Origin of the sequence: Streptomyces kanasensis, assembly GCF_043077165.1 — a bacterium.
Lineage (GTDB): Bacteria > Actinomycetota > Actinomycetes > Streptomycetales > Streptomycetaceae > Streptomyces > Streptomyces changanensis.
On sequence record NZ_JBIBSF010000001.1, the window covers coordinates 149,972 to 171,085 of the forward strand.

A 21,114-nucleotide genomic window follows, 5' to 3' on the forward strand; every position below is an offset into this window, starting at 1 on the left:
CGCGTCCGCGGCATGGTGAGCGGCTCCGCCCACAGACCAGGTGCTGCGGCGGGCGGTGTCCCGGTGCCGGGCAGTAGCCCGCCGCCGGGTGGTACCGCGGTGTCGGCCGGCCCGGCGGGCCGCCGCTCCGTCGCTGCACAGCCGTCGAGGCCGTGCCGCCGTGCGGGCGGCCCGCGCGGCGAACGCGGCCGGGGCCGCCGTTGCCCCCGCCGCGTCCCAGACTGCCTGCGCGTCCCCGGCTGCCCGCCGCGGCCGGGGCCGCCGATTCCGTCCCCTGCCCGGGGCGCTGCAGCCGTGGACGCCGGCGGTCGGACCGCCACGTTCCGCGAGGCGGCTGGGGAGGTCCGTCCGGCACGGCTCGGTGCGCCCGGCCGGTCGGGCACTGCCGAGGAGGGACCCTCAGCGGGGCGTGGCGAACACCGGCGGGTTCAGGCGGGCGAATCCTTCCTGCCGCTCGTAGGGGTAGTACGGGTACGGCGCCGTCCGATGGCTCGCCGCCTCGAGTTTCGCCAGGTGTTCGGGGGCGAGGGACCAGCCGACGGCACCGAGGTTCTGGCGCAGCTGCTGCTCGTCGCGGGCGCCGATGATGACCGAGGACACGGTCGGCCGCTGGAGAAGCCAGTTGATGGCGATCTGCGGCACGGCCTTGCCCGTCTCCTCTGCGACCTCTTCCAGCGCGTCGACCACCCGGTAGAGGTGGTCGTCGGCGACGGGCGGACCGTAGTCGGCGGTGCGGTGCAGTCGGCTTCCGGGTGGGAGCGGTGCGCCGCGGCGGATCTTCCCGGTGAGGCGGCCCCAGCCGAGCGGGCTCCACACGATCGCGCCCAGGCCCTGGTCGCGGGCGAGCGGCATGAGCTCCCACTCGTAGTCGCGGCCGATGAGCGAGTAGTACACCTGGTGGGACACATAGCGGGGACGGCCGTGCTTCTCCGCGGCCGCGAGGGACTTCATCACCTGCCAGCCGGAGAAGTTCGAGACGCCGACGTACCGCACCTTTCCCGCCTGTACGAGGGTGTCGAGGGTGGCCAGCACCTCTTCGACGGGTGTTCCGGCGTCGAAGGCGTGGAGCTGGAACAGGTCGAGGTAGTCGGTGCCCAGCCTGCGCAGGGCGGCCTCGCACGCGGTGATGAGGCAGCTGCGGGAGGAGCCCGCGTCGCCCGGCCTGTCCCCCAGGGGCAGGCCGGTCTTGGTCGAGAGGATCACCTGCTCCCGTCGGCCCTTGACCGCCTTCCCGAGGACCTCCTCGGAAGCACCGGCGGAGTAGACGTCGGCGGTGTCGAACATGGTGATTCCGGCGTCCAGGCAGATGTCCACCAGACGGCGCGCCTCCTGCGAGTCGGTCGTGCCCCACTCGCTGAAGAGCGGACCTCGCCCGCCGAAGGTGCCGGCTCCGAAGCTCAGCGCCGGCACCATGAGCCCGGATGCGCCCAACCGCCTGTGTTCCATGGGGACCCCTTCCACCGAGGGACGAGTTAACGGGTCTAAAGTTTCTTTAACCGTCTCCAAGGTAGCAGGATCCAACGATTAATGGAACTGGAGTGCCGTTATGCCTGACGAAGCCGAGCCGGGCCGCGTACGACCCGGAGGCCGCACGGCCCGCGTACGGGAAGCGGTGCTGCGGGCGGCGGAAGACGCCCTGACCGAACAGGGCTTCAGCGGATTGGACCTGGCCGACGTCGCCCGCCGTGCCGGCGTGGGCAAGACGACCGTGTACCGCCGCTGGGGAACGGCGGCGGGGCTCGTGGCGGACCTCCTGTCCGACATGGCCGAGCAGTCCGCGCCGCGTACCGAGAGCGGCTCGCTGCTCGGCGACCTCAAGGCCAACGCCCGGCTGGTGCAGCGGACCCTGACGGACGCGCGGCAAGGACCGCTGTTCACGGCGCTGATCGCCGCCGCCACCAGCGACGCGAAGACGGCCGCGGCCCTGCACCGCTTCTACGACATCCGCGTCAGGGAGTGGGCCCCGTGCGTCCGACAGGCCGTCGACCGGGGCGAGGCACCGGAGGGCACCGACGCCCACGAGGTGGTCCGCGCCGTCTCCGCCCCCCTCTACTACCGGCTGCTGATCAGCGGTGGCCGACTCGACGAAGCCGCTGCGGACCGTGCCGCCGAAGCCGCCGCCACCGCGGCGCGCGCCGGCGCGTACGTGCGGGACGGAGCGGAGCCCGCATAGCCCACGACGCACGCCCCGGAGGGTCAGGTGCCGGCCCGCACGGATGGCGGACGGCCCGGAGGAAGGGGCCGAGGTGCCGGAGGTGGGGGGGGGGAGGCACACCTCCGGGGTCGGCCGCGACGTCGAAGGACTACGGGCTGCGCCGCGTGGAGCCTCGGCCATCGAGACGGCTGCCGGGGGGGGTCGCGAATCCGCCGACCGCGCCGAGGGGGCGGGGACGACCGGCCCGGGCCGGGGTCTTCGGCACCCCGACCCCCGCGCGTGCACCCCCCGGCCGGGTGAAGAGGGGGCCGGCCGGCCCCCCTCTTCACCCGAGGGGGCCGGCCGGCCCTGGCGGCGGGCCCGCGAGCCTTGTCGCCGTTGCGCGGCGGGCCACCGAGCCACCCCGACCGACGGCGCCGGACGGTGGCGGATCGGAGTCGCCGGCCTTCCTGCCTCCGTCCGTCAGCCCGACGCCGGCCCCACTTCGCCACGAGCGCCGTCGGCCAGTCCGCGGACCTCGCTGGTGACCGTTTCCCACGCGCTCGCGGGGATCTCGTGGCCGACCCCGGACAGGAGGACCAGGCGCGCGCCGGGGATCCGGGAGGCGATGGCCCCGCCAGCCGCGGGCTTGACGAGGGGGTCGTCCGCCCCGTGGAGGACGAGGGTGGGCCGCGATATGGCGTCGATCTTCCCGCCGTGCCACCGGGCGCCGATCTGACGGCTCTGCGTCTGCCGGTCGCGCACGCCGCCGTCGATGTTGCGCACGGCGTCCTCCCGGGCCGCCGCCTCGTCGAAGGGTCGGTTCGGCGAGCTGAGGAGACGGGAGACGGCGACGCCGGCCGCGATGCTCCCTTCCGGGGTGTCAGGGAACCTCAGACCGGCGAACTTCGCCAGGGTCCGCAGTCGGATGTACCGCACGGCCCGCAGGCCCGAGGCGTCCCCGGGGACGGCAGCCACGGTCGTGAGCGTCCGAACGCGCTCCGGGTGCCGCAGCGCGACGCGCTGGGCGACGGCACCAGGGAGACCCCCAGCAGGTGCGCCGACGACCACCCCAGGGCGTCCATGACCGCGGCGGCGTCGTCCGCCATGTCCTCGGCGGTGTACGCCTCCCCGCGCCGAGCGAAGAGCGCGGAGACGGGGTCACGGGTGACGATGGACGGGAGGTGCGTCGACTCGCCGCCGTCGCGCTGGTCGTACCGGGCGACCGCGAAGCCGCGTGCCGCCAGCATCCGGCACAGCCCGTCGGGGAACCAGCGGCGGTTCGCGCCCAGCCCCATGACGAGCAGAAGCGGATCACCGTCATCCGGCTCGGTCCACCGGTCGTACGCGAGCCTGACCGTGCCGTTCCCGGCCCAGCGGACCGGGCTCCACGGGCCGACCGATGACGAGGACATGGGGACCTCCCTGAACTGCGATCGCTGTTCGCAATTTAGTGTAGGGGAGGCACCACGAGGACGACCAGGTCCGGTGCGACGCAGCCGCGGAACCGATGGGAGAGGTGGACGACGTGGCCGAGGAACACGTGACCGTCTGGGAGCGCCCCGAACGCGGCACCCGCGGCCCCACCGCCGTGCACAGCCGTGCGGAACTGACCGCTGCCGCCGTCGGACTCGCGGACCGGAGCGGCCTGGCAGCGGCGTCCATGCGTCGCGTGGCGACGGCGCTGGGCACGGGCCAGTCGTCCCTCTACCGCTACGTCTCCAGCCGCGAGGACCTCCTCGACCTCATGACGGACGCGGTGGCGGGCGAGGTCGACCTGGACGTCCCCTTGGGTGGCGAGCCCGTCGAGGACCTGCTCGCCCTCGCGTCACGCACCAAGGCGGTCCACCTGCGGCACCCCTGGCTGGTCGACGTCCCGCCGGAACCACTCCGGCTGGGCCCGCGGGGGGTGGAGTACCTGGAGTACGCGCTGAAGGCGATGGCGCCCACGCCCCTGCCGGGCCCGGCCAAGATGGAGGTCGTCGCCCTGATGAACGCCCTCGTCGCCCAGTTCGCCCGCTCGGAGATCCAGTCGAGCCGCGGACAGGCGAACCGTCGGACGGCGCAGGCCGCCTTTCTGCGGCAGTCGGCCGGCCGAGGAGAGCACCCGCACCTCGCGGCCGCCATGGCCGATCGCGTCGAAGCGGACGCGGAAGCCGAGCCGCAGGCCGTGTTCGAGCGGACGATGCGGCGGGTACTCACCGGGCTCGTCGCCCACTGAGGCGCTCGGTCACGCGTACGCGACGGCGCTCCGGACTCCACCGCCGGACGGCTTCGCCGCGGGCCGTACGCCATCGCCCCGACGGGTCATGACGGAGGTTCACGGAGTCCACGCCGTCCGGACGGTGACCCGCGCGGCAGCGAGTCGCCCTTCTCGCCCGGTCGCCACCTCGGGTGTGCGGGTCTCGGCCACGGCGGCGCGCCCGCCCACGCCCCCTGCACAGCCAGCCGCCCGGCACGCCGGGCCGCCGCCAGCGGCTCCGGCCCGCGGCGGTCGCGGCGACCGTGCCCACCCGCGCCCCCGGCCGGACGCCGGGGGTGAGCAGGGTGAGCGGCCGGCTCCGCGGTGTCCGGGGGCGGCTGGCCCGGGCCCCTGCCCGAGCGCGGGTCTTCCGGAGGTTCGAACCCCCTCTCCGGGCCGGTCCGGGGTGGGTGACCGGTCTCGGCTGAAGCCGGGGGTCCTCCGGTCCGACCCTGACTGTTGAACCGGCAACCTTTTGGGCGGCTGCGGCGACGAGCAGGTGTCACTACCCCTGCTTGTGAGGTTCCGATGTCCCTTGCCCCTCCCGCAACGCACCGCCGCCGCCGCAGAGGCCGGCTGCTCGCGGTGGCCCTCGCCGCCGTCCTCGTCGGCACCGGCGGTTCCCTGGTCCTGGACCGGTTCGCGGACGCCGCCGACGTGCTGCCCGCACCCGCCAACAAGGCGACGCAGGCCCTGGCGTCCGCCCGGGTCGCGGAGCGCCTCGACCGCGGCCTGGTCGCGGTCCCCGCGAACGGCGGGACGCTCGTCACCTGGCGGATGCTCGGCGACGACCCGGAGGGCGTCTCCTTCAAGCTCTACCGGGGCGGCAAGCTCATCGAGGAGACCCGGAAGACCAACCACCTGGACAGCGGCGGCGGCGCTGCGTCGACGTACGAGATCCGCGCCGTCGTCAACGGCACGGAACGGCCCGGCGGAAAGGCCGGCGTGTGGGGGTCGGGGCGCCTCGACATCCCCCTGCAGAAGCCCGCCGGCGGCACCACCCGCGACGGCGTCGCCTACACCTACTCCGCCAACGACACCTCGACGGGCGACCTGGACGGTGACGGCCAGTACGAACTGGTCGTCAAGTGGGCGCCCTCCAACGCCACGGACGTCGCCAACTCCGGCACCTGCACCGGGCCGACGGTCTACGACGCCTACGAGCTGAGCGGCAAGCGGCTCTGGCGGGTCGATCTCGGCACCAACGTCCGCAGCGGCTCCCACTACGACTCGTTCCAGGTGTTCGACTACGACCGCGACGGCAAGGCCGAGATGGCCGTCCGCACCTCCGACGGATCGAAGGACGCGGCGGGCACCGTCATCGGCGACCGGAACGCTTCGCACCTCGGGAAGAACTGCGCGGTCCTCAGCGGAGCCGAGTACCTCTCCGTCTTCAACGGCGCGACCGGCAAGGTGATGGACTCCGTGCCCTTCGAGCCCGCCCGCGGCTCCGTCGCCGACTGGGGCGACACGTGGGGCAACCGCGAGGGCAGGCTGCTCTCCGCCACCGCCTACCTCGACGGCACCAAGCCGAGCATGGTGTTCACCCGCGGCATCTACGCGCGTACCGCACTCGCCGCGTACGACTGGAACGGCTCGGACCTGACCCGGCGCTGGACGTTCGACAGCAACAGCTCGAAGAACCGCGGCAAGGGCTACGACCAGCAGGGCAACCACAACCTCGCGGTCGCCGACATCGACGGTGACGGCAGGGACGAGATCGTGTACGGCGCGATGGCCGTCGACGACGACGGCTCGGGTCTGTGGACCACGAAGCTGGGTCACGGTGACGCCGTGCACGTCGGCGACCTGGACCCGGCGCGCCCCGGCCTGGAGGCCTTCAACGTGCACGAGCACAAGGACTCCGCGTACGGCTTCGAGATGCACGACGCGAAGACCGGCCGGGTCCTGTGGGGGAAGAAGACCGGCACGGACGTCGGCCGCGGCATCTGCGCGGACCTGACCAGGAAGTACGCGGGCGCCGAGTGCTGGTCCAGCGGCGGCGGGCTCTACACGGCGGCCGGCACGAAGATCAGCGACAGCGTTCCGGCGTTCGGCGGTGGCCCCTCGTACAACTCCGCGATCTGGTGGGACGGCGACGCGAACCGCGAACTGCTCGATCACCGCTGGTCGGGCTCGGCGAAGTCCGGCTACGGCCAGGTCCTGAAGTACGACGGCGACAGCGAGCTCACCCGCATCTGGTCCGACCAGGACGCCAAGTCCAACAACTGGACCAAGGGCAGCCCGGCGCTCTCCGCCGATCTGCTCGGCGACTGGCGCGAGGAGATGCTCTGGCGGAACGCCGACTCCACGGCGCTGCGGCTCTACAGCACCCCGCACCCCACGGAGTACCGGCTGCCGACGCTGATGCACGACCCGGTGTACCGCACGGGCGTGGCCTGGCAGAACACCGGCTACAACCAGCCGCCGCAGGTCGGCTACTACCTCGGGACGAAGTAGGCCGGGCACGGACGGGCCCCCGCCTCATGAGGCGGGGGCGATGCCAGGTGCCGGAGGGGCTGTGGAGGCGAGGACGACCGCCGGCGAGGCGACGGCGCACCCGGCCCCCGCCCCCGCCGTGCTCGATCCGGCCGGATCCCGCGTCGGCTCCGGCAGCCAGGGCCCCACGGCCCTCCACCGCAGCGTGGAGGCGGGGCGGGGGGCGGCGCTCCCCGGACGCGGAGACGGCCGTGCGCGGAAGAACGACCCCACCGGCGAGCCGGGCACACCTGCGCACGGCTGATCAGAGCACCGGCGGTCCCGCCTCGATGCGGCGCAGTACGGGAGGCAGGCGGTCCAGGTCGGGACCGGTCTGGACCTGCCGCTCGTCCCACCAGGTGGCGCCGGCGTCGTGCAGCGGACCGATCACGTCCTTCGCCCTGGCCGCGTCCGGGGGCGTGGCACCGCCGAGCACGAACTCGAAGGGGCGCTCGTCCCCTGCCGTACGGTGCCGGCGCACATGGCCGACCAGATCCCTCACCTCCGCCACGTCCGGTACGTGGCCGTGCCGGGCCGTCTCGAAGAGCGGGACCGCGCCGTCCCACCGCGCTGCCCGCCGCATGGGCGCGCGACGCGGCCAGAACCCGCCGATCCACACCGGCGGACGGGGCCGCTGCACGGTGGCAGGCAGCAGCGTCACGTCCCGGACCTCGTAGTGCCGGCCGTGGTGGTCCACCGGCTCCCCCGACCAGAAGCGGCTCAACAACTCCAGTCCCTCGTCCAGCCGCTCCGCCAGGAGGCGTGGCTCGGCGGCGTCCCCGAAGCTGTGGTACTCGTCCTCGATCGGACCGCCCAGCCCGGCGGCGAAGACCACCCTGCCGCCGCTGAGACGGTCCAGGGTGGCCACCTGGCGGGCGAGTTGCTGCGGACGGTAGCGGGGGACCGGCGTCAGCAGGGTGCCCAGTCGGATCCGCGACGTCGCCAGCGCGGCGGCGGTCAACAGCATCCAGGGGTCCGCGAAGGGGCGCCCTTGGTGTCGCCGGTGCAGTACGTGGTCCCAGACGAAGAGGCCGTCCCAGCCCGCCTGTTCGGCGGCGGCCGCCGCCGTCGCGACGTTACGGGGGTCGGCGAAGTCACCGAAGTTGGGGATGTTGACGGAGAAGCGCATCCCAGCAGGATGCACAGCCGGCCGCGCGGGGACAATCGGTTTCCCCGCCAGGCGGCTCCACGACAGGGCACCACGGCAGGCCGCCACCCGGGGCCCGGGGCCGGGGCAGGGCAGGGGGGCCGCGACGACGGACCGCCGTTCAGCCGGCCCGGCCCGCCGGGAGGCCGCCCGGTCGGTCACGGGGACCGCGGCGTGCCCGTGGTGCCACCCGCGGGCCCCGAGCCCGCGGGTGGCGGTGGGTCAGCCCACCCGGCCCGCGGCTTCGCGGTGCCGGGCCACCGCCCGGCGCAGTGCTGCGTCCACGGCGGGCAGGACCTCGGCGATGTCCGTGTACTCCACGTATTCCACCGTGGCGACGGTGTGCAGCCCCTGGACCAGGAAGGTGTACTCCCGGCCCTTCTCCAGCAGCAGCACGATCGGCTTGTCGAACGCGCTGGCCCACCCGACCTCGATGTGGGTGCCCGGCGACGCCGGGTGGCCCGGCATCGCCACGAACACGTCCGCCTTGCGGATCTCGTCCTGGTCGATCCGCGTACAGACCTCCGGGCGCATCAACTCCGCGCCCCACGCCTCCCTGCGGTGGGCGTTGTGGACGGCGAGGCCCTGCGCCTCGAAGTGGTCGATGAGCACGGTGAAGGGCGCCTGCGCGTCCGAGGACATCCGGCCGGTGAGCGGGTCCAGGAGCTGGATGAACGGTCCGGCCAGGAACAGCGAGTCCACCCCGACCAGGTCCGGCGGCTCCGCCGCGGTGGACGGTGGAGTCGGGGCCGGGAGGGAAGCGGCTGCGCTCGGAAGGGGGGTCGTGGTCGGTTCGGCGGTCATTGCGGGCCTCCGGGGCGTCGTCGGCTGTCTGGGGCGGTCGGTTGCGGGGAGGATCCGGTTCAGCTCTTCACGAAGCACTGGATGTAGGCGTCGCCACTGGTTCCGTGGGTGTACTCCGTCGTGTCGTAGGCCGTGTACGGGTGCCGCACGACCCGGATGTCCCGGAAGTGCGGCAGGTACTGCCACCGCAGCTCGGGCTTCGTGCTGAAGAAGGGGATGAACGCCCCGCCGGGCCGCAGGACCCGGACCACCTCGGGCATGGTCCGCTGCCACAGCGCCTCGTCCTTCCAGACCTCCATGTCCAGCGCCGGGTCGAAGAAGATGCCGTCGACGCTCTGCGAGGGGAGCTCGAAGATGCGCTGGAAGAAGTCGCCGCGCTCGATGCTCAGCGTGTCGGGAAGCTCCGGGTGGCGTTCCCGGAACAGCTCCTCCACCTCGTCGAACAGCTCCAGGACGCGGTGGCTGCGGGTGGCGGGGTTGGTGGCGATGCGGAGGGCCGACAACCCGAGGCCGAGACCGACCTCGTAGAAGTCCCGGCCGTACTCGCAGAGCATGTCGGCGCTGGCCCACATCAGGTCGCGCTCCCAGGCCTGCATCGCCTGTTCGCCGCCGATGCTCAGCGTCACCTCGCCGCCCTGCTCGACGAGCTCGATGGCGGGCTTCGTCCCGGGGCCGGCGCCGGCCTCGGACTTCGTGGCGTTCTCCATGACAGCACTCCTTCGCGTGGTGCGGTGGTGTGTGGACAAGGGGAGACGGGCCGGGCGGGGCGCGGATCACGCCCCGGCCGGTACGACGCCGAAGTGGCGCCGGGCCGTGGAGACGGCGAGGTCCTGCACGGCGAAGACGGTGAAGTAGTAGGCCTGCGGCGCCGTCTCGGGCCGGAAGGCGACCCGGAACGTCACGTCCTGGGGCTGCTCCGCCTTCGCCCGTACCTTCACCGTGGCGGGTTCCACCGTGGTGTCCTCGCGCAGATAGGTGGGCACGAACAGGCCCAGTCGGACGGGCCCCGTCCGGGGCGCGGTGAGTTCGGCGCGTACGACCAGTTCACCGCCCTGTGCGGCCTCGTCGTCCGCGTGGGCGAGCAGGACGGGGGCGCCGGGCACCCGGAAGGTGACGTCACCGCACCGCATGCAGACCACGCAGAGCGTGTCGAGGATCTGCGGGAGCAGTCCGCGCCGGGCGAACTCCTGGGCGGGGCGCCCGCAGTGGCAGGTCACGTCGCGCACCTGCGGGTCGAGCCGGCTGCGATCGCCGAAGTGCGCGGGATAGTTCATGATCTCGTTCTCGGGATCGGCCGCCACCTGCTCGGCGATCGCGTGGTCGAGCGACTGGAGGTCCGCGGTCAGCGAGCCGTGGATCTCCTCGGCGGACTGGTCGGCGAGGTGGGTGGGGCGGGCCACCCACAGGTCGACCTTGCGGGCCAGCTTGGTGAGCCGGGGGCGCAGCGGGTGGCGCCCGGTGAGCAGCTCGGAGCCGAGCAGGGCGTTGAGCCGCTCCCCCACCGTGAGCAGCAGGGGGTCGGGCCGGTGGTCGGAGGGGACCGGGCCGGGCAGCGGCCGTGCCGGTGCGGCCGGGAGGCCGAAGCGCATGAACGCCGGGTACGGGTGCGAGCCGGCGAGGCTCGCGTTGAGGACGTCCACGGTGTCGGCGCCGTCGAGGGCGGCCCGCATCCAGGCGGTGTTCTCGGGCCTGTCGGAGTCGTGGACGGAGACCGCGGACGCCACCAGCCGGGCGGGGCCGTCCAGGGCGTTGAGCAGCAGCTGGTACTTGGGGTCGTACAGCGCGAGGTCGGCGAGCGGACCGCTGTTGCAGGCGCTGAGCACCACCTCCACCGCGCCCACCCGGTTCAGCGGGACCAGCTTGTCCTCCGGCTTGTAGCAGGGCAGTCCGTAGGAGCAGCGCGGTCCGAGGAGGCCGGGCCTGGCCTGGGCCGCCCGGCTGAGGCCGCAGATGGTGTACTCGCCCAGGTTGAGGCTGTCGTCCTTGCCGTGGCCCTGGAAGACGACGCGCCGCCAGGCGGTGTCGAGGATCTCGCCCTGGATGTCGGCGGCCGGCCGGTCGAAGTCGCGGTCGTCGAAGACCCGGACACCGGGCTGCCGGGGAGGCCGGTCGGTGTCGGTGAACAGCCCGACGGCGTCGACCTCCGGGGCGGCGGTGGCGTACTGCTTGGCGACGTTCCAGGCGACGGAGTCGCCGTCCCGCCCGCTGAGCAGGGTCAGGGCGTGCTCGGGTCCCCGGTAGGTGGACAGCAGGAGGTCGCGCACGGCGTCCAGGGTGAGCCGGTCGTACGCCCCGAGCAGCAGCACGGTGCCGGGGTGCCGGTCGCGGAAGGTGCGCGGATCGCCCATGTCCTCCTCGGTGAGCCAGGTGCGGGCGAGCGGGCGCGCCAGTTCGACGGTGCCGTCCGGGAGGTCCTTCACGCCCAGGACGACACCGGTGTCGAGCGGGCGGGGCAGCGCGCTGCCCGCGTACAGCCGGGCGGCCAGGGCCATGCTCTCCGCCAGATCGGGCCGGCCTTCGACGGGTACGGGTACGGGCGTGCGGTCGGGCGCCCGCAGGAACGCCTCGACCGCGTCGGGCAGTTCCGCGTGGGCGACCGGGCGGAACGGTCCGGTGCCCGGCGGGGGCAGGGAGCGCCCGTGCTGCCGCTGGTCGTCGGTGGCTGCGTCCATGACGGGGTTACCTCGGTTCCTGATGGTCATCGGTGGGACGGGACGGCCGCTCGTCAGGGGCCGTGGGAGGGGGACGGTCGGCCGGGGCTGCCGGCGCGGGGTCGTCGTGCGGGGACCGGCCGGCGCCTACCGGGGCCGGGGCGGGGCACCGCTCCCCCGGGCGGCGGGGCCGCTTCTCGGTCGCGGCGGGGGGCCGCTCCCCCGGTGGGCGGCGGATGGCGTGCGGCCCGGGTGACGCGGGCCGGCGGGTCGGCGGGCCCGCTCCGCAGGGGTGGGGGCCGTGTGCGGTGTTCCGGCGGGGCGGGGGTCATGCGGTGTGCTCCGCCGTCTCGACGGCATTCGTGCCCAGCAGCGTCCGGCAGGCGAAGGCCAGAGCCGCGCCGGCCAGCGCGGTCGCCAGGGCGACCGCGAACACCCCTCGCGGCCCGAGTGGTGCCATCAGCAGTCCGCCCGCCTGCTGGCCCAGCGCGTCGCCCACGACCGTGGCCAGCGAGGCCCAGGTGAACGCCTCCGCCAGGAGCCGGCCGTCGGCGACCTGGCTGACCAGGGTCATCTCCCCCGCCGACACGAGCGCGATGGGCAGCCCGCCGACGGCCAGGGCGAGACCGAGGGTGAGGGGCGACGTGGCCAGCAGGGGCAGCCCGACGCCCAGCGCGAAGGCCAGCACCAGCCAAGGGAAGCGGCGGTGCACCGCCACCTCCGACTTCGACCGGCCCAGCAGCAGGGCCCCCAGGGCGCTGCCCACCCCCCAGCAGGCGTACACCACCCCGGTCCCCCCGGTCGATCCGTGCCGGTCGACGAAGGCCGGGATCGCCAGCGTCAACAGCCCGACGGGGACGGCGCAGGTCGCCATGACGGCGGTCAGGACCGCCATCGCCGGTGTCCGCATCGGACCCAACCACGGGCGTCGGGCGCCGTCGGTGTCCCTCGGCTTCCTCTCCGGGACGCCGGACGGGAGGGGTGTCAGGGCCAGGCCCACGGCCCCGGCGCCGCCCATCGCGGCGACGGCGACGACGGCCGTCCCCGCCGACCCGGCGAGCATCAACCCGGCGAGCATCAGCGGTGCCCCGATCACCAGCACTTCGGTGAGCAACGCCTCCCACAGGTAGGCGGTCTCCCGCTCCTCGTCCCGCAGGGGCAGCCGGGCCCACAGCGACCGCATCACCGCGTTGGCCGGCGGCAGGGCGATCCCGGCCGCGACGGCCGCGACGGGCTGCGCCCAGTCGCCGGGGCGGGTCGCCCACACCAGCAGCGCGAGCGCGGCGGGGTAGGCCACACCGGTGACGAGCAGCACGGCTCGCCGGCCCTGGCGGTCCACCCGCCGCGCGACGAGCGGGCTGCCCACCGCCATCCCCAGCGTGTAGAGCGCGGCGACGAAACCCGCCTGGGCGTAACTGCCGCCCTGCTCGCGGACCACGAGCACCATCGCCAGCGACATCAGGTAGACGGGCAGCCGGGACACCACGCTCCACCAGGCGGCCCCCGCCACGTGTGGGCGCGTCAGCAGGACGAGGAACTGGCGGGGCACACCGCTGGCCACGTGTTCGATCTCCCTTCCGCGGCCATCGCCCCTCGGGCGGCCGGCCGTTCGGCGTCCGGCCGCGGGCGCGGCCGTGTGGTCTTCGTTCTTCGCTGTCGTCTCCGTGCGCCCGGCCCGGGGGCCGTCGTCGTCGCGCCGGGGACGTCGGGGCCCGGATCTCGGACCGGCGCGATCGGGTCAGGGTCAGGGGGGCGCCGCCCCGGGTCGCGCGGCGTCCGGCTCCGGCACCGGATCGACCTCGATGCTGAAGGCCCGGAGTACGTCCCGCATGCGCTGTTCCACCTCGCTGACGGACGCTCCGGCGACGTGGACGTGTCCGGAGGCGTTGTGCGAGGCGCGGCGGCCGGTGACCGTCGCGCCGGCCTCGACCTTGAGAACGGCGTCGAGGACTCCGGGGATGCGCTTCAGCTCCTCGGCACCGGTCACGTGCCGGACCACGCCGGAGCGGGGAAGCGGCAGCAGCAGGTCGCCCACGCAGCGGCGGTGGCGGTAGCGCAGGTCGGGGCGGCGGCCGAGGTAGACGTCCAGGGTCGCGCCGAAGACGTCGAAGCCGTACGCGAGACCGTGGTTGGCGGTGATCTCGCAGCCGGCCAGCCGGATCCCGATCTCGCCCATGCGGACCGTGTCGCCGTCCACGAAGAACTCGAGGTGGGCGTAGCCGTGGTCGATGCCCATGCCGCTCACGATGCGCTGGACCAGTTCCCGTACGTCGACGGGCGGCCCCTCCCCGTTCCCGACGCTGATGTTGGCGTTCATGGCACCGTCGACGATGTCCAGTGGCCGGCAGGGCATGGCGCTCGGCCAGGCGTCGAGCACCTCTCCGGCGTGGATGAGGGCGCACGCCTCCCATTCGGTGCCGGCGAGGAACTCCTCCACCATCCACTCCCGCGCCGGGAAGTCGACGGCGGCGAGGTCGTCCGGGCCGTCCAGCCGGTGGGTGTCGACGCACGCGAAGGAGTCGACGGGCTTGAGGACGAGGGGCCAGCCGTGGCGTCCGGCGAACCCCACGACGTCCGAGGGGGCGCGCACGCGGGCGTAGCGGGCGGTGTCCAGCCCCAGTTGCCGGAACTTGTCCTTCATCGCCGCCTTGTCCCGCACCCACCGCACCTGCCGTCGTGTCAGGTGGGGCAGTCCGACGAGGCCGGCGAACCGCTGGGCGACGGCCTGGCGGGGTTCGGAGGGGTTGCAGAAGCGGGTCGGGCGCGTCGGCAGCGAGTCGGCCCACACGCGGTACCGGTGCGCCTCGTCCTCGAGCGGTACTCCCTCCCGCACCCAGAAGGCCGGCAGGTGCGCCGTCTCGCGCAGGTACTCCGGCGACAGGTCGCGCCGCAGCCCGGTGAAGCGGAGCAGTACCAGCCGGCCGTCCAGGGCCCGGGCCGCGTGGCGGGTGAAGGAGGACGCCCGGTCGTCGGCCATCAGCAGCACCGGCGGCCGGTCGGCCGCCCGGTCGGGGACGCCGCTCACACCGCCTCCAGAACCTGGCACACGGTCTTGGCGGCGACGATCTGCTCCTGTTCCGGCAGTTCGGGCGAGAGCGGTACGCACAGGGTGCGGTCCAGCAGATCGCGGGTGCGCGCGAACCCGTCGCGGCTCACGGCGAGCGGCCGGTCGGGCGCGTGGCTCCAGGGGAACCCGTCCGCGTACAGCGACCTGCGGGCCTTCAGCACGGGGTGGTCGGGGAGCAGGTACTTGTCGAGGGTCCAGTTGGCGATGCCCCGGGCGGTGAGCGCGTCGACGGCCGCGTCCCGCAGCTCCCGGCTCTCCCAGCGGAAACGCAGGCTGACCTTCGCGTCACCGGCGGCCCGCGGCAGGACCCGCAGGTCCGGGCGGTCGGGCAGCAGCTCCATGGCGATGGCGTACATGCGCTCCAGGCCGGCCAGCACCTCGTCGAGGTGGCGGAACTGCTGGGACTGCACGGCGGCCACCTCCTCGCTGGTGACGAAGTTCTCCCCGTAGTGGGCGTCCGCGTCCCACGTGGGGTAGCGACCGGGAACGCGGGCCGAACCGTGGTCGTGGTACGAACGCATCCTGGCCCATGCCTCGCGGTCACTGGTGACGATCAAGCCACCCTCACCCGACGTGAGCACCTTGTTGTGGTGGAAGCTGTACGTGCCCGCGTAGCCGGCCGTTCCGGCGTGCCGTCCGTCGGGCAGCCGCGCGCCGAGCGACTGGGCGCAGTCCTCGATCACGTACGGCACGTCCGGGGGCACGGGGGCCACGGTGCCCTCCATGTGGGCCACCACCACCCGCCGGGCGTCGGGGGGCAGCAGTGTCGGGTCCATGGAGAGGGACTCGTCCGCGTCGACGAGGACCGGGATCAGTCCGCAGGAGAGGACGGCGCCCGCCACGGCGACGAAGGTGACGGCGGGGACGTACACGACGTCCCCGATGGAGGGGCGGGTGGAGATCAGGCACAGGCGCAGTGCCTCGGTGCAGTTGTGCACCGCGAGGGCGTGGGCCGCGCCGAGGCGGTCGGCCACCGTCCGCTCCAGCCGGGAGGCCATGCTCTCGGACTCCGTCTGGTAGCGGAACAGCACCTTCTGCTCGACGACCTCGCGCAGTTCGCTCATGTCGGACCAGGCGAGGTAGTTGGCGCCGTAGGGCAGGAAGCGCTGTCCGAGCCGTTTGTCGAGGGTCATCGCAGATCGCTCTCCCGGATCGGGTGCACCGAGCTGTCGACGACCATCTCCTGGCCGCGGTGGTTGCGCAGCAGCAGGCCGTCCGGTGTCTCGCTGTAGGAGGGCCTGGCGATGGGGATCTTGCCGATCCTGGTCGTCAGGACGTACTGCGGCACACCGAAGCCGGTGATGTGGCCCTGCAGTCCCTCCATGATCTCCCAGCCCTTCTCCACGGACGTCATGAAGTGGGAGACGCCCGTGACGTTGTCGCAGTGGTACAGGTAGTAGGGCCGCACCCGGATGCGCAGCAGTTCGGTCATGAGCCTGCGCATGGTCCCCACGTCGTCGTTGATGCCGCGCAGCAGGACCGTCTGGTTCCCCACCGGGATCCCGTGCCGCAGCAGGCGGTCCACCGCGGCGGCCGACTCCTCGGTGATCTCCTTGGGGTGGTTGAAGTGGGTGTTCAGCCAGACCGGGTGGTAGCGGGCGAGCATCTCGCACAGTCCGTCGGTGATCCGCTGCGGCAGCAGCACCGGGAAGCGGCTGCCGATGCGGATGATCTCGACGCTGGGGATGGCCCGGAGCGCGGAGACGATCTCCTCCAGTTTGCCGTCCTGGTACGAGAGGGGGTCCCCGCCCGTCAGCAGGACGTCCCTGATCTCCGGGTGATCCGCGATGTACCGCAGGTCCTCGTCGTACGAACCGCCCTCGTCGTCACGGAAGTAGGTGCCGTCGACGTCGGTCGTGTGGAACTTGCGGGTGCAGTGCCGGCAGTAGACCGGGCACGCCTCGGTGACCAGCATGATCACCCGGTCCGGGTACTTGTGCACCACGCGGTTGGTCTTGCGGTAGAACATGTCGCCGACCGGGTCGACCTCGGCGCCGGAGAACTCGGCGAGTTCCCCCATCGCGGGCACGGCCTGGCGCCGGACCGGGCACTCGGGGTCGTCGGGGTCCATCAGGGACGCGTAGTACGGCGTGATGCTCCAGCGGTACTTCCCCGCCGCCTTGACGATGGCCTCCTCCTCGTCGGGGCTGAGCCGGATCCACTGCCGGGCCTTCTCCGCGTTGGTGACACGCTTGCGCATGTGCCACCGCCAGTCGCGCCACTGCTCGTCGGGGACGACGGGGCGGAAGGGCGGCTGACCTGCGTCCGGATCCGTGGCGGCGTCGGTCTCACCGGGGGTACGGGACATGGCGACTCCAGTGTCGACAGGGTGGGGCGGGGGTCGGGAAGCGCGGATCGCGCTCGCTCGCGGGCAGGGGGACCGAGGAGCTCGACGGGCGGGCTCCACGGCGTCGTCACGGGATGGCACGACGAGGTGCACGGCCGGGCCGGTCCCGGCGGGGCGTCACGGGCGGGGCATCACGGGCGGGGCGTCACAGCGGGGCGAAGGAGAGCTGTCGCAGGGTGCGGGCGACGCGCTGGGCGCCGCGCAGGTCGTCCGATGCGGCGGCGAGTTCCCGCCAGGGGTCGGCGGCCGGGTCCCGGGGCGCCGCCCACAGCTCCGGGTCGGCCGGGTCGGTGGCTTCCGGCAGGGACACCGCGCCGCGGGCCCGCTCGGCCAGGTCCCGCTGGGCGGCGCCCAGCGGGGGCAGCAGGGTCAAGGGGGCGTGGCGCGCCTGGGCCAGGGTCAGCGCGGCCAGCGTGGGAGAGGCCAAGCACACGTCGGCGCGAGCGTGCAGCGCGTCCACGTCGACCTCGGCGGCACGGTGGACGGTGATGCTCCCGGAGGTGCCGGCCGCCGCCGCGTCGGGGCCCAGGGCGGCGCGGACCAGCGCTCCCGCGGTGTCGTGGACGATGTCGCAGTGGCCGGTGCGGCGTGCCGCCTCCCGGGCCAGTGCCACCATCGGGCCGTCCACGAAGGCCGCCGCCTCGGCCTCCGGCACGCCCCACAACGACAGCAGCAGCAGCGTGCCCGCCCGGGTCCGGCCGCGGTTCAGACGGGTGGGGGCCAGCGTCCCCGTCGTGCGGACGTCGCGGCCCGTGGGGCGTGGGCCCGGGAGCCACCCCGGAAGGTGCACCCGGTGCAGGGCACCGGCCGGGGCCTCGTCGGCCGGGGCCTCGTCGGCCGGCGCCGCGCCGGGATCGTGCCCGGAGCGCAGGTGCACCACGGGCACGCCGAGTGCGAGCAGCCGGGCGGTCGCGTCCCGGTCGTCGCAGACGAGGGCCACGTCCGGCCGGGGTCCGTCGGGCTCGTCACCGGGGCGGGCGCCGGGTCCGGGGCCGCGGGTGAGGCACAGGTCACCGGTGTGGGCGGCGATCCGGCGCCCGGCCAGCAGGGAGTCGAGTGCGCCGTCCCGCGCCACCAGGAGCAGGCGGTGGCGCGTCGCGGCCGGGACGTCCGGCGGGGTGGTGCTCATCGGTGCCTCCCTCCGTCTGCCTGTCGGGTCATCGGGTCGTCCGGGTGCCGGTCCCCCGGTCGTCGGGCGCCGGGCGGCCGGGCGCGGGGGCGGCGGGGCGCCGACGATCCGGTGGGTGGTCCCGCGTGGATGCTCGGACCGGCGCAGGCCCGCCGGTTCAGTACTGCCACGGGGTCGCCGTCCCGAGCCTGGCGACGTCGTCGCTGTAGCCTGCGGCGGTCGTGGAGCAGCCGGCGCACAGTTCCGGACCGCGGTCGCGGAAGAAGTCGGCGTGCGCCCGGAACACCGGGGTGTCGAGACTGATCGCCCCGTTCTCGCGCAGCGGAGCGCCTCCGGCGTCGCCGTCCTCCTCCCGGTGCGGCAGGCAACTGCAGGCGTACATCCGCTCGTTCTTGCCGTCGACGTAGATCACGTCGTCGACGACGTGGCACAGCGGTCGGGAAGCGCGTGGCGTCTGCGACTCGGTGAAGTACCGCTCCTGCTCCTCCGGCGTGTCGCCGTAGAAGCGCTTGCCCAGGGGCACGAGCCAGGTCTCGGGGTCGGCGTCGTACACCGGGTCGCACACCGCGCGGACCTCGTCCGGGTCGGGGTAGCGGATGGAACGGTCGAGCTTCAGGGCGGACAGTTCCCACTGCTTGACCCCGGCTTCGGTCAGCACCCGCTGGAGCTCCGGCATCTGGTCGTAGTTGTGCGGGCCCACCACGGTGTTGACACGGGGCAGGACGCCGAGAGCCGCGGCCTCGCGCAACCCGCGCAGTCCGCTGTCGAACATCCCGGGGGAACGGCGGTAGACGTCGTGGGTGACGCCCGAGGACCCGTCGAGGCTGACGATGACCTGGGCGAGACCCGCCTCGGCGAGGGCACGGGCCATCTTCGGCAGCATGCTGCCGTTGGTGATCAGGGACATCCGCATCCCGGCCGCCGTGCCGGCGCGCACCAGTTCCACGACATCCGGGTGCATCAGCGGTTCACCGCCGGTGAAGCGCACGTACCCCACTCCCGCGTCGCGCGCCTTGGGCAGCAGGTCGGTGAAGTCCTCCAGGGAGAACCGAAAGGTGTCGCGGGAGAGGGCGAACTCGCACATGAAACAGTCGGCGTTGCAGGCTTCCAGGATCCTGATGAAGAGATACCGCTGACGCTCGCGCATGGACGGAACCTTCCGGGCGGCTCGGAGCTGCTGTGGTCTGTACGGGGGCGGTGCCCATGGACGGGAACCCGACGGTCCGTGCGGTGCGGTGGGGACGGGACCGGGGGGAGGGCGACGGGCCCGGGCTCCGACCGTGCGGTGGAGCGGTGGCGCCGACGCCCCACGGGTCGGACGGGGCCGTGGTGCCGGACCGCGGCTCAGCTCGCCGGCCGTGCCACCGGTCCCGGGCCGGGCGCCGCTGCGGCGTCGGCCGGTCCCCGGGGCGCGGTCGTCCGCTCCACCAGCGACAACACGGCGTCGGCGACCTGAGCGGCGCCGCCGGTGCCGACCTGCGAGGCGAGCCCGCCCCAGCCCTCGTGCGTGCCGGCCGTGCGGAGGGCGGCCCGTATCGCGTCGCGCAGTCGGCGGCGGGCCGCGTCCGCGCCGGGGCCCGTGGCCGTCTTCGCGATGCTCCCGTAGATCAGTGTCAGCGCGTGGTCCTCCCCTTCGGCCCGCAGGGCGAGCGCGTCGTCCTCGGCGAAGACGTCCTCGGGCCACCGGGTGCGGACGTCGGCCCCCACGGCCCGGCTGTGGAAGCGGCCGTTGAACACCTGGCTGACGTTCTGCGGCGGCAGACACACCGTGGGCACGCCCAAGCCGTCCGCCTCCAGCAGGGTGGTCAGGCCCGGGGAGGTGAGCAGGACGTCGGTCTCGGCCAGCCGGTCGAGGAACGCGCGGTGGGACAGCGGCCCGGCCGTCGTGCGGGGCGTGCCGGCTCGGCCGCCGGTGAGCCGGGCGCCCAGGTCGGAGGGTACGTTCCCCGCGATGTGCACCTCGCCGACCCCCTCGGCGGCCAGTGCCTCGACGGCCGCGGGCACCACGAGGCGCGGGTAGTGCGACCAGTCGGCGAGCCTGGGGGCGCGCAGCCCGCCGAGGTTGATCAGGGCCTTGCGGTACGGGGCGGCCGGAGGGCCCGCCGGTTCCCTCCCCGCCTCCGCCGGCGCGCCCGTCCTCTCCCCCGGGCCACGCGTCGCCGGCTCCGGCCCGGTCCGGCGCGGACGGCCCGACGCGGTGGCGACGATCGCGTCGACCCAGCGCAACGCCCGTACGGAGTCGAGCACTCCCCGGCACTCCGGCGGCAGTTCGACACAGCGCTGCGCGCAGTACACCGAGACGTCCAGGGGCAGGTCGGGACGGTCGCCGTCGGTCCAGAGGAACGGCAGGCTGTCCACGAACACCGTGGGCACCCCGGTCGCCTCCAACGCCATGGCCAGTGGCCCGTCGAGTACCACGAGCGCCGCTGCCACCCGTTCGCTCCGGACGATCCGTCGCACGGTGTCGAGGGTGTCCCCGCCCGACTCCGGCAGGTCGTACCAGGTCTCCACGGGGTGCGCGGCGAGGAGCGGCCGGCCCAGGCCGGATCCGATGCCGACCAGCCGCAGGGGCCCGTCCGACCCCCGCTCGGCCAGCGCGGACAGGACGGCGCTCAGCTTCCCACTGCTGCCCCAACCGAACTCCGCCCCGGCCAGGGCGATGGTCGTGGGCTCGGCCGCCCCCCGGAGGATCGCGCGGTCCGGGTCTCCGGCCGGCGACAGCAGATCAGCTACAGGATCCATCGGTCTTCCTCGACCTCCTTGAGAGCCGGAGGAGCTGAATCGGGCGCTCCGGCATCCGGTGTAACGGTCACCTGCTTCGCGTGGACGGGCAAGGAGGTGGTCATGACTTCGAGCCAGTCGTACGGACCGGCGCAGACGGCGGGGATCGGCGGGGATGCACGGTGCGTAGTGGACGCGCCCGCCCCTTCGGAATGGCCGGGGAACCAGGGGGAGGAGGGAGTGGACGGACGCCTGCGGACGGCCCGCGGAACGGGGTCGATGGCCGGTATATGCCAGTGGCCAACCACAGCAGGTCGTCCGAAACTAAACGACCTACGCCGATCCCTGTCCGCCAAGCTGGCGCGAAGTGGTCAAAAAGGCGTGTGCCGTCCCC

At 73.8% G+C, this 21,114-nt stretch carries 15 protein-coding genes and 1 pseudogene; 3 read left to right on the top strand and 13 right to left on the bottom strand.

The genetic code is table 11. The annotated features are described in order from the left end of the window. Positions 1–399: 399 nt before the first annotated feature. Positions 400–1,446, bottom strand: a complete 1,047-nt coding sequence (locus ACF053_RS00645; protein WP_391951752.1) for an aldo/keto reductase — start codon at positions 1,444–1,446, stop codon at positions 400–402. A 100-nt stretch (positions 1,447–1,546) separates the two neighbouring features. On the opposite strand from ACF053_RS00645, the gene ACF053_RS00650 reads away from it, so the two are divergent. Next, positions 1,547–2,173: a TetR/AcrR family transcriptional regulator gene (locus ACF053_RS00650; RefSeq protein WP_391951753.1), complete on the top strand. Its 627-nt coding sequence runs from the start codon at positions 1,547–1,549 to the stop codon at positions 2,171–2,173. A gap of 444 nt (positions 2,174–2,617) precedes the next feature. Here ACF053_RS00650 and ACF053_RS00655 read toward each other — a convergent pair. Beyond that, positions 2,618–3,549 (bottom strand): annotated as a pseudogene (locus ACF053_RS00655) (alpha/beta fold hydrolase). Positions 3,550–3,644: 95 nt separating this feature from the next. On the opposite strand from ACF053_RS00655, the gene ACF053_RS00660 reads away from it, so the two are divergent. Beyond that, positions 3,645–4,355, top strand: a complete 711-nt coding sequence (locus ACF053_RS00660) for a TetR/AcrR family transcriptional regulator (RefSeq protein ID WP_391951754.1) — start codon at positions 3,645–3,647, stop codon at positions 4,353–4,355. 549 nt (positions 4,356–4,904) lie between these two features. Then, entirely contained in the window at positions 4,905–6,836 is a 1,932-nt protein-coding gene (locus ACF053_RS00665) for a rhamnogalacturonan lyase (protein ID WP_391951755.1), read from the top strand. Positions 6,837–7,119: 283 nt separating this feature from the next. Here the strand turns inward: ACF053_RS00665 and ACF053_RS00670 are convergent, their stop codons facing one another. From ACF053_RS00670 to ACF053_RS00720, 11 genes are all read right to left on the bottom strand, one after another. Beyond that, positions 7,120–7,983, bottom strand: a complete 864-nt coding sequence (locus ACF053_RS00670; protein WP_391951756.1) for an LLM class flavin-dependent oxidoreductase — start codon at positions 7,981–7,983, stop codon at positions 7,120–7,122. 240 nt (positions 7,984–8,223) lie between these two features. Continuing rightward, entirely contained in the window at positions 8,224–8,805 is a 582-nt protein-coding gene (locus ACF053_RS00675; protein ID WP_391951757.1) for a nucleoside 2-deoxyribosyltransferase, read from the bottom strand. Between the two features lie 59 nt (positions 8,806–8,864). Beyond that, positions 8,865–9,512, bottom strand: coding sequence for a class I SAM-dependent methyltransferase (locus ACF053_RS00680; RefSeq protein WP_391951758.1), 648 nt, complete (start codon positions 9,510–9,512; stop codon positions 8,865–8,867). Positions 9,513–9,578: 66 nt separating this feature from the next. Then, complete coding sequence (locus ACF053_RS00685) at positions 9,579–11,477, bottom strand: hypothetical protein (protein WP_391951759.1); 1,899 nt, start codon at positions 11,475–11,477, stop codon at positions 9,579–9,581. Between the two features lie 307 nt (positions 11,478–11,784). Next, complete coding sequence (locus ACF053_RS00690; protein ID WP_391951760.1) at positions 11,785–13,017, bottom strand: MFS transporter; 1,233 nt, start codon at positions 13,015–13,017, stop codon at positions 11,785–11,787. A gap of 183 nt (positions 13,018–13,200) precedes the next feature. Continuing rightward, a complete protein-coding gene (locus ACF053_RS00695; protein ID WP_391951761.1) occupies positions 13,201–14,481 on the bottom strand; it encodes an ATP-grasp domain-containing protein in 1,281 nt (426 codons plus the stop codon). Then, positions 14,478–15,656: a DegT/DnrJ/EryC1/StrS family aminotransferase gene (locus tag ACF053_RS00700; protein WP_391951762.1), complete on the bottom strand. Its 1,179-nt coding sequence runs from the start codon at positions 15,654–15,656 to the stop codon at positions 14,478–14,480. Before ACF053_RS00700 ends, ACF053_RS00695 begins: the two co-directional genes overlap by 4 nt. Further along, complete coding sequence (gene blsG / locus ACF053_RS00705; protein WP_391951763.1) at positions 15,653–16,831, bottom strand: arginine 2,3-aminomutase; 1,179 nt, start codon at positions 16,829–16,831, stop codon at positions 15,653–15,655. Before blsG ends, ACF053_RS00700 begins: the two co-directional genes overlap by 4 nt. A 184-nt stretch (positions 16,832–17,015) precedes the next feature. Further along, positions 17,016–17,999 carry a CGA synthase-related protein gene (blsF, locus tag ACF053_RS00710; protein ID WP_391951764.1) on the bottom strand — a complete coding sequence of 328 codons (984 nt, stop codon included), beginning with the start codon at positions 17,997–17,999 and terminating at the stop codon, positions 17,016–17,018. A 157-nt stretch (positions 18,000–18,156) separates the two neighbouring features. Next, positions 18,157–19,146: a cytosylglucuronate decarboxylase gene (blsE, locus tag ACF053_RS00715; protein WP_391951765.1), complete on the bottom strand. Its 990-nt coding sequence runs from the start codon at positions 19,144–19,146 to the stop codon at positions 18,157–18,159. 197 nt (positions 19,147–19,343) lie between these two features. Further along, positions 19,344–20,741, bottom strand: coding sequence for a hydroxymethylcytosylglucuronate/cytosylglucuronate synthase (locus tag ACF053_RS00720; RefSeq protein WP_391951766.1), 1,398 nt, complete (start codon positions 20,739–20,741; stop codon positions 19,344–19,346). Positions 20,742–21,114: the final 373 nt, after the last annotated feature.

Bases quoted from the DNA above. Each gene is read 5' to 3' on its own strand.
- ACF053_RS00645 (WP_391951752.1), bottom strand. From the start codon at position 1,446: ATGGAACACAGGCGGTTGGGCGCATCCGGGCTCATGGTGCCGGCGCTG.
- ACF053_RS00650 (WP_391951753.1), top strand. From the start codon at position 1,547: ATGCCTGACGAAGCCGAGCCGGGCCGCGTACGACCCGGAGGCCGCACG.
- ACF053_RS00660 (WP_391951754.1), top strand. From the start codon at position 3,645: ATGGGAGAGGTGGACGACGTGGCCGAGGAACACGTGACCGTCTGGGAG.
- ACF053_RS00665 (WP_391951755.1), top strand. From the start codon at position 4,905: ATGTCCCTTGCCCCTCCCGCAACGCACCGCCGCCGCCGCAGAGGCCGG.
- ACF053_RS00670 (WP_391951756.1), bottom strand. From the start codon at position 7,983: ATGCGCTTCTCCGTCAACATCCCCAACTTCGGTGACTTCGCCGACCCC.
- ACF053_RS00675 (WP_391951757.1), bottom strand. From the start codon at position 8,805: ATGACCGCCGAACCGACCACGACCCCCCTTCCGAGCGCAGCCGCTTCC.
- ACF053_RS00680 (WP_391951758.1), bottom strand. From the start codon at position 9,512: ATGGAGAACGCCACGAAGTCCGAGGCCGGCGCCGGCCCCGGGACGAAG.
- ACF053_RS00685 (WP_391951759.1), bottom strand. From the start codon at position 11,477: ATGGACGCAGCCACCGACGACCAGCGGCAGCACGGGCGCTCCCTGCCC.
- ACF053_RS00700 (WP_391951762.1), bottom strand. From the start codon at position 15,656: ATGACCCTCGACAAACGGCTCGGACAGCGCTTCCTGCCCTACGGCGCC.
- blsG (WP_391951763.1), bottom strand. From the start codon at position 16,831: ATGTCCCGTACCCCCGGTGAGACCGACGCCGCCACGGATCCGGACGCA.
- blsF (WP_391951764.1), bottom strand. From the start codon at position 17,999: ATGAGCACCACCCCGCCGGACGTCCCGGCCGCGACGCGCCACCGCCTG.
- blsE (WP_391951765.1), bottom strand. From the start codon at position 19,146: ATGCGCGAGCGTCAGCGGTATCTCTTCATCAGGATCCTGGAAGCCTGC.
- ACF053_RS00720 (WP_391951766.1), bottom strand. From the start codon at position 20,741: ATGGATCCTGTAGCTGATCTGCTGTCGCCGGCCGGAGACCCGGACCGC.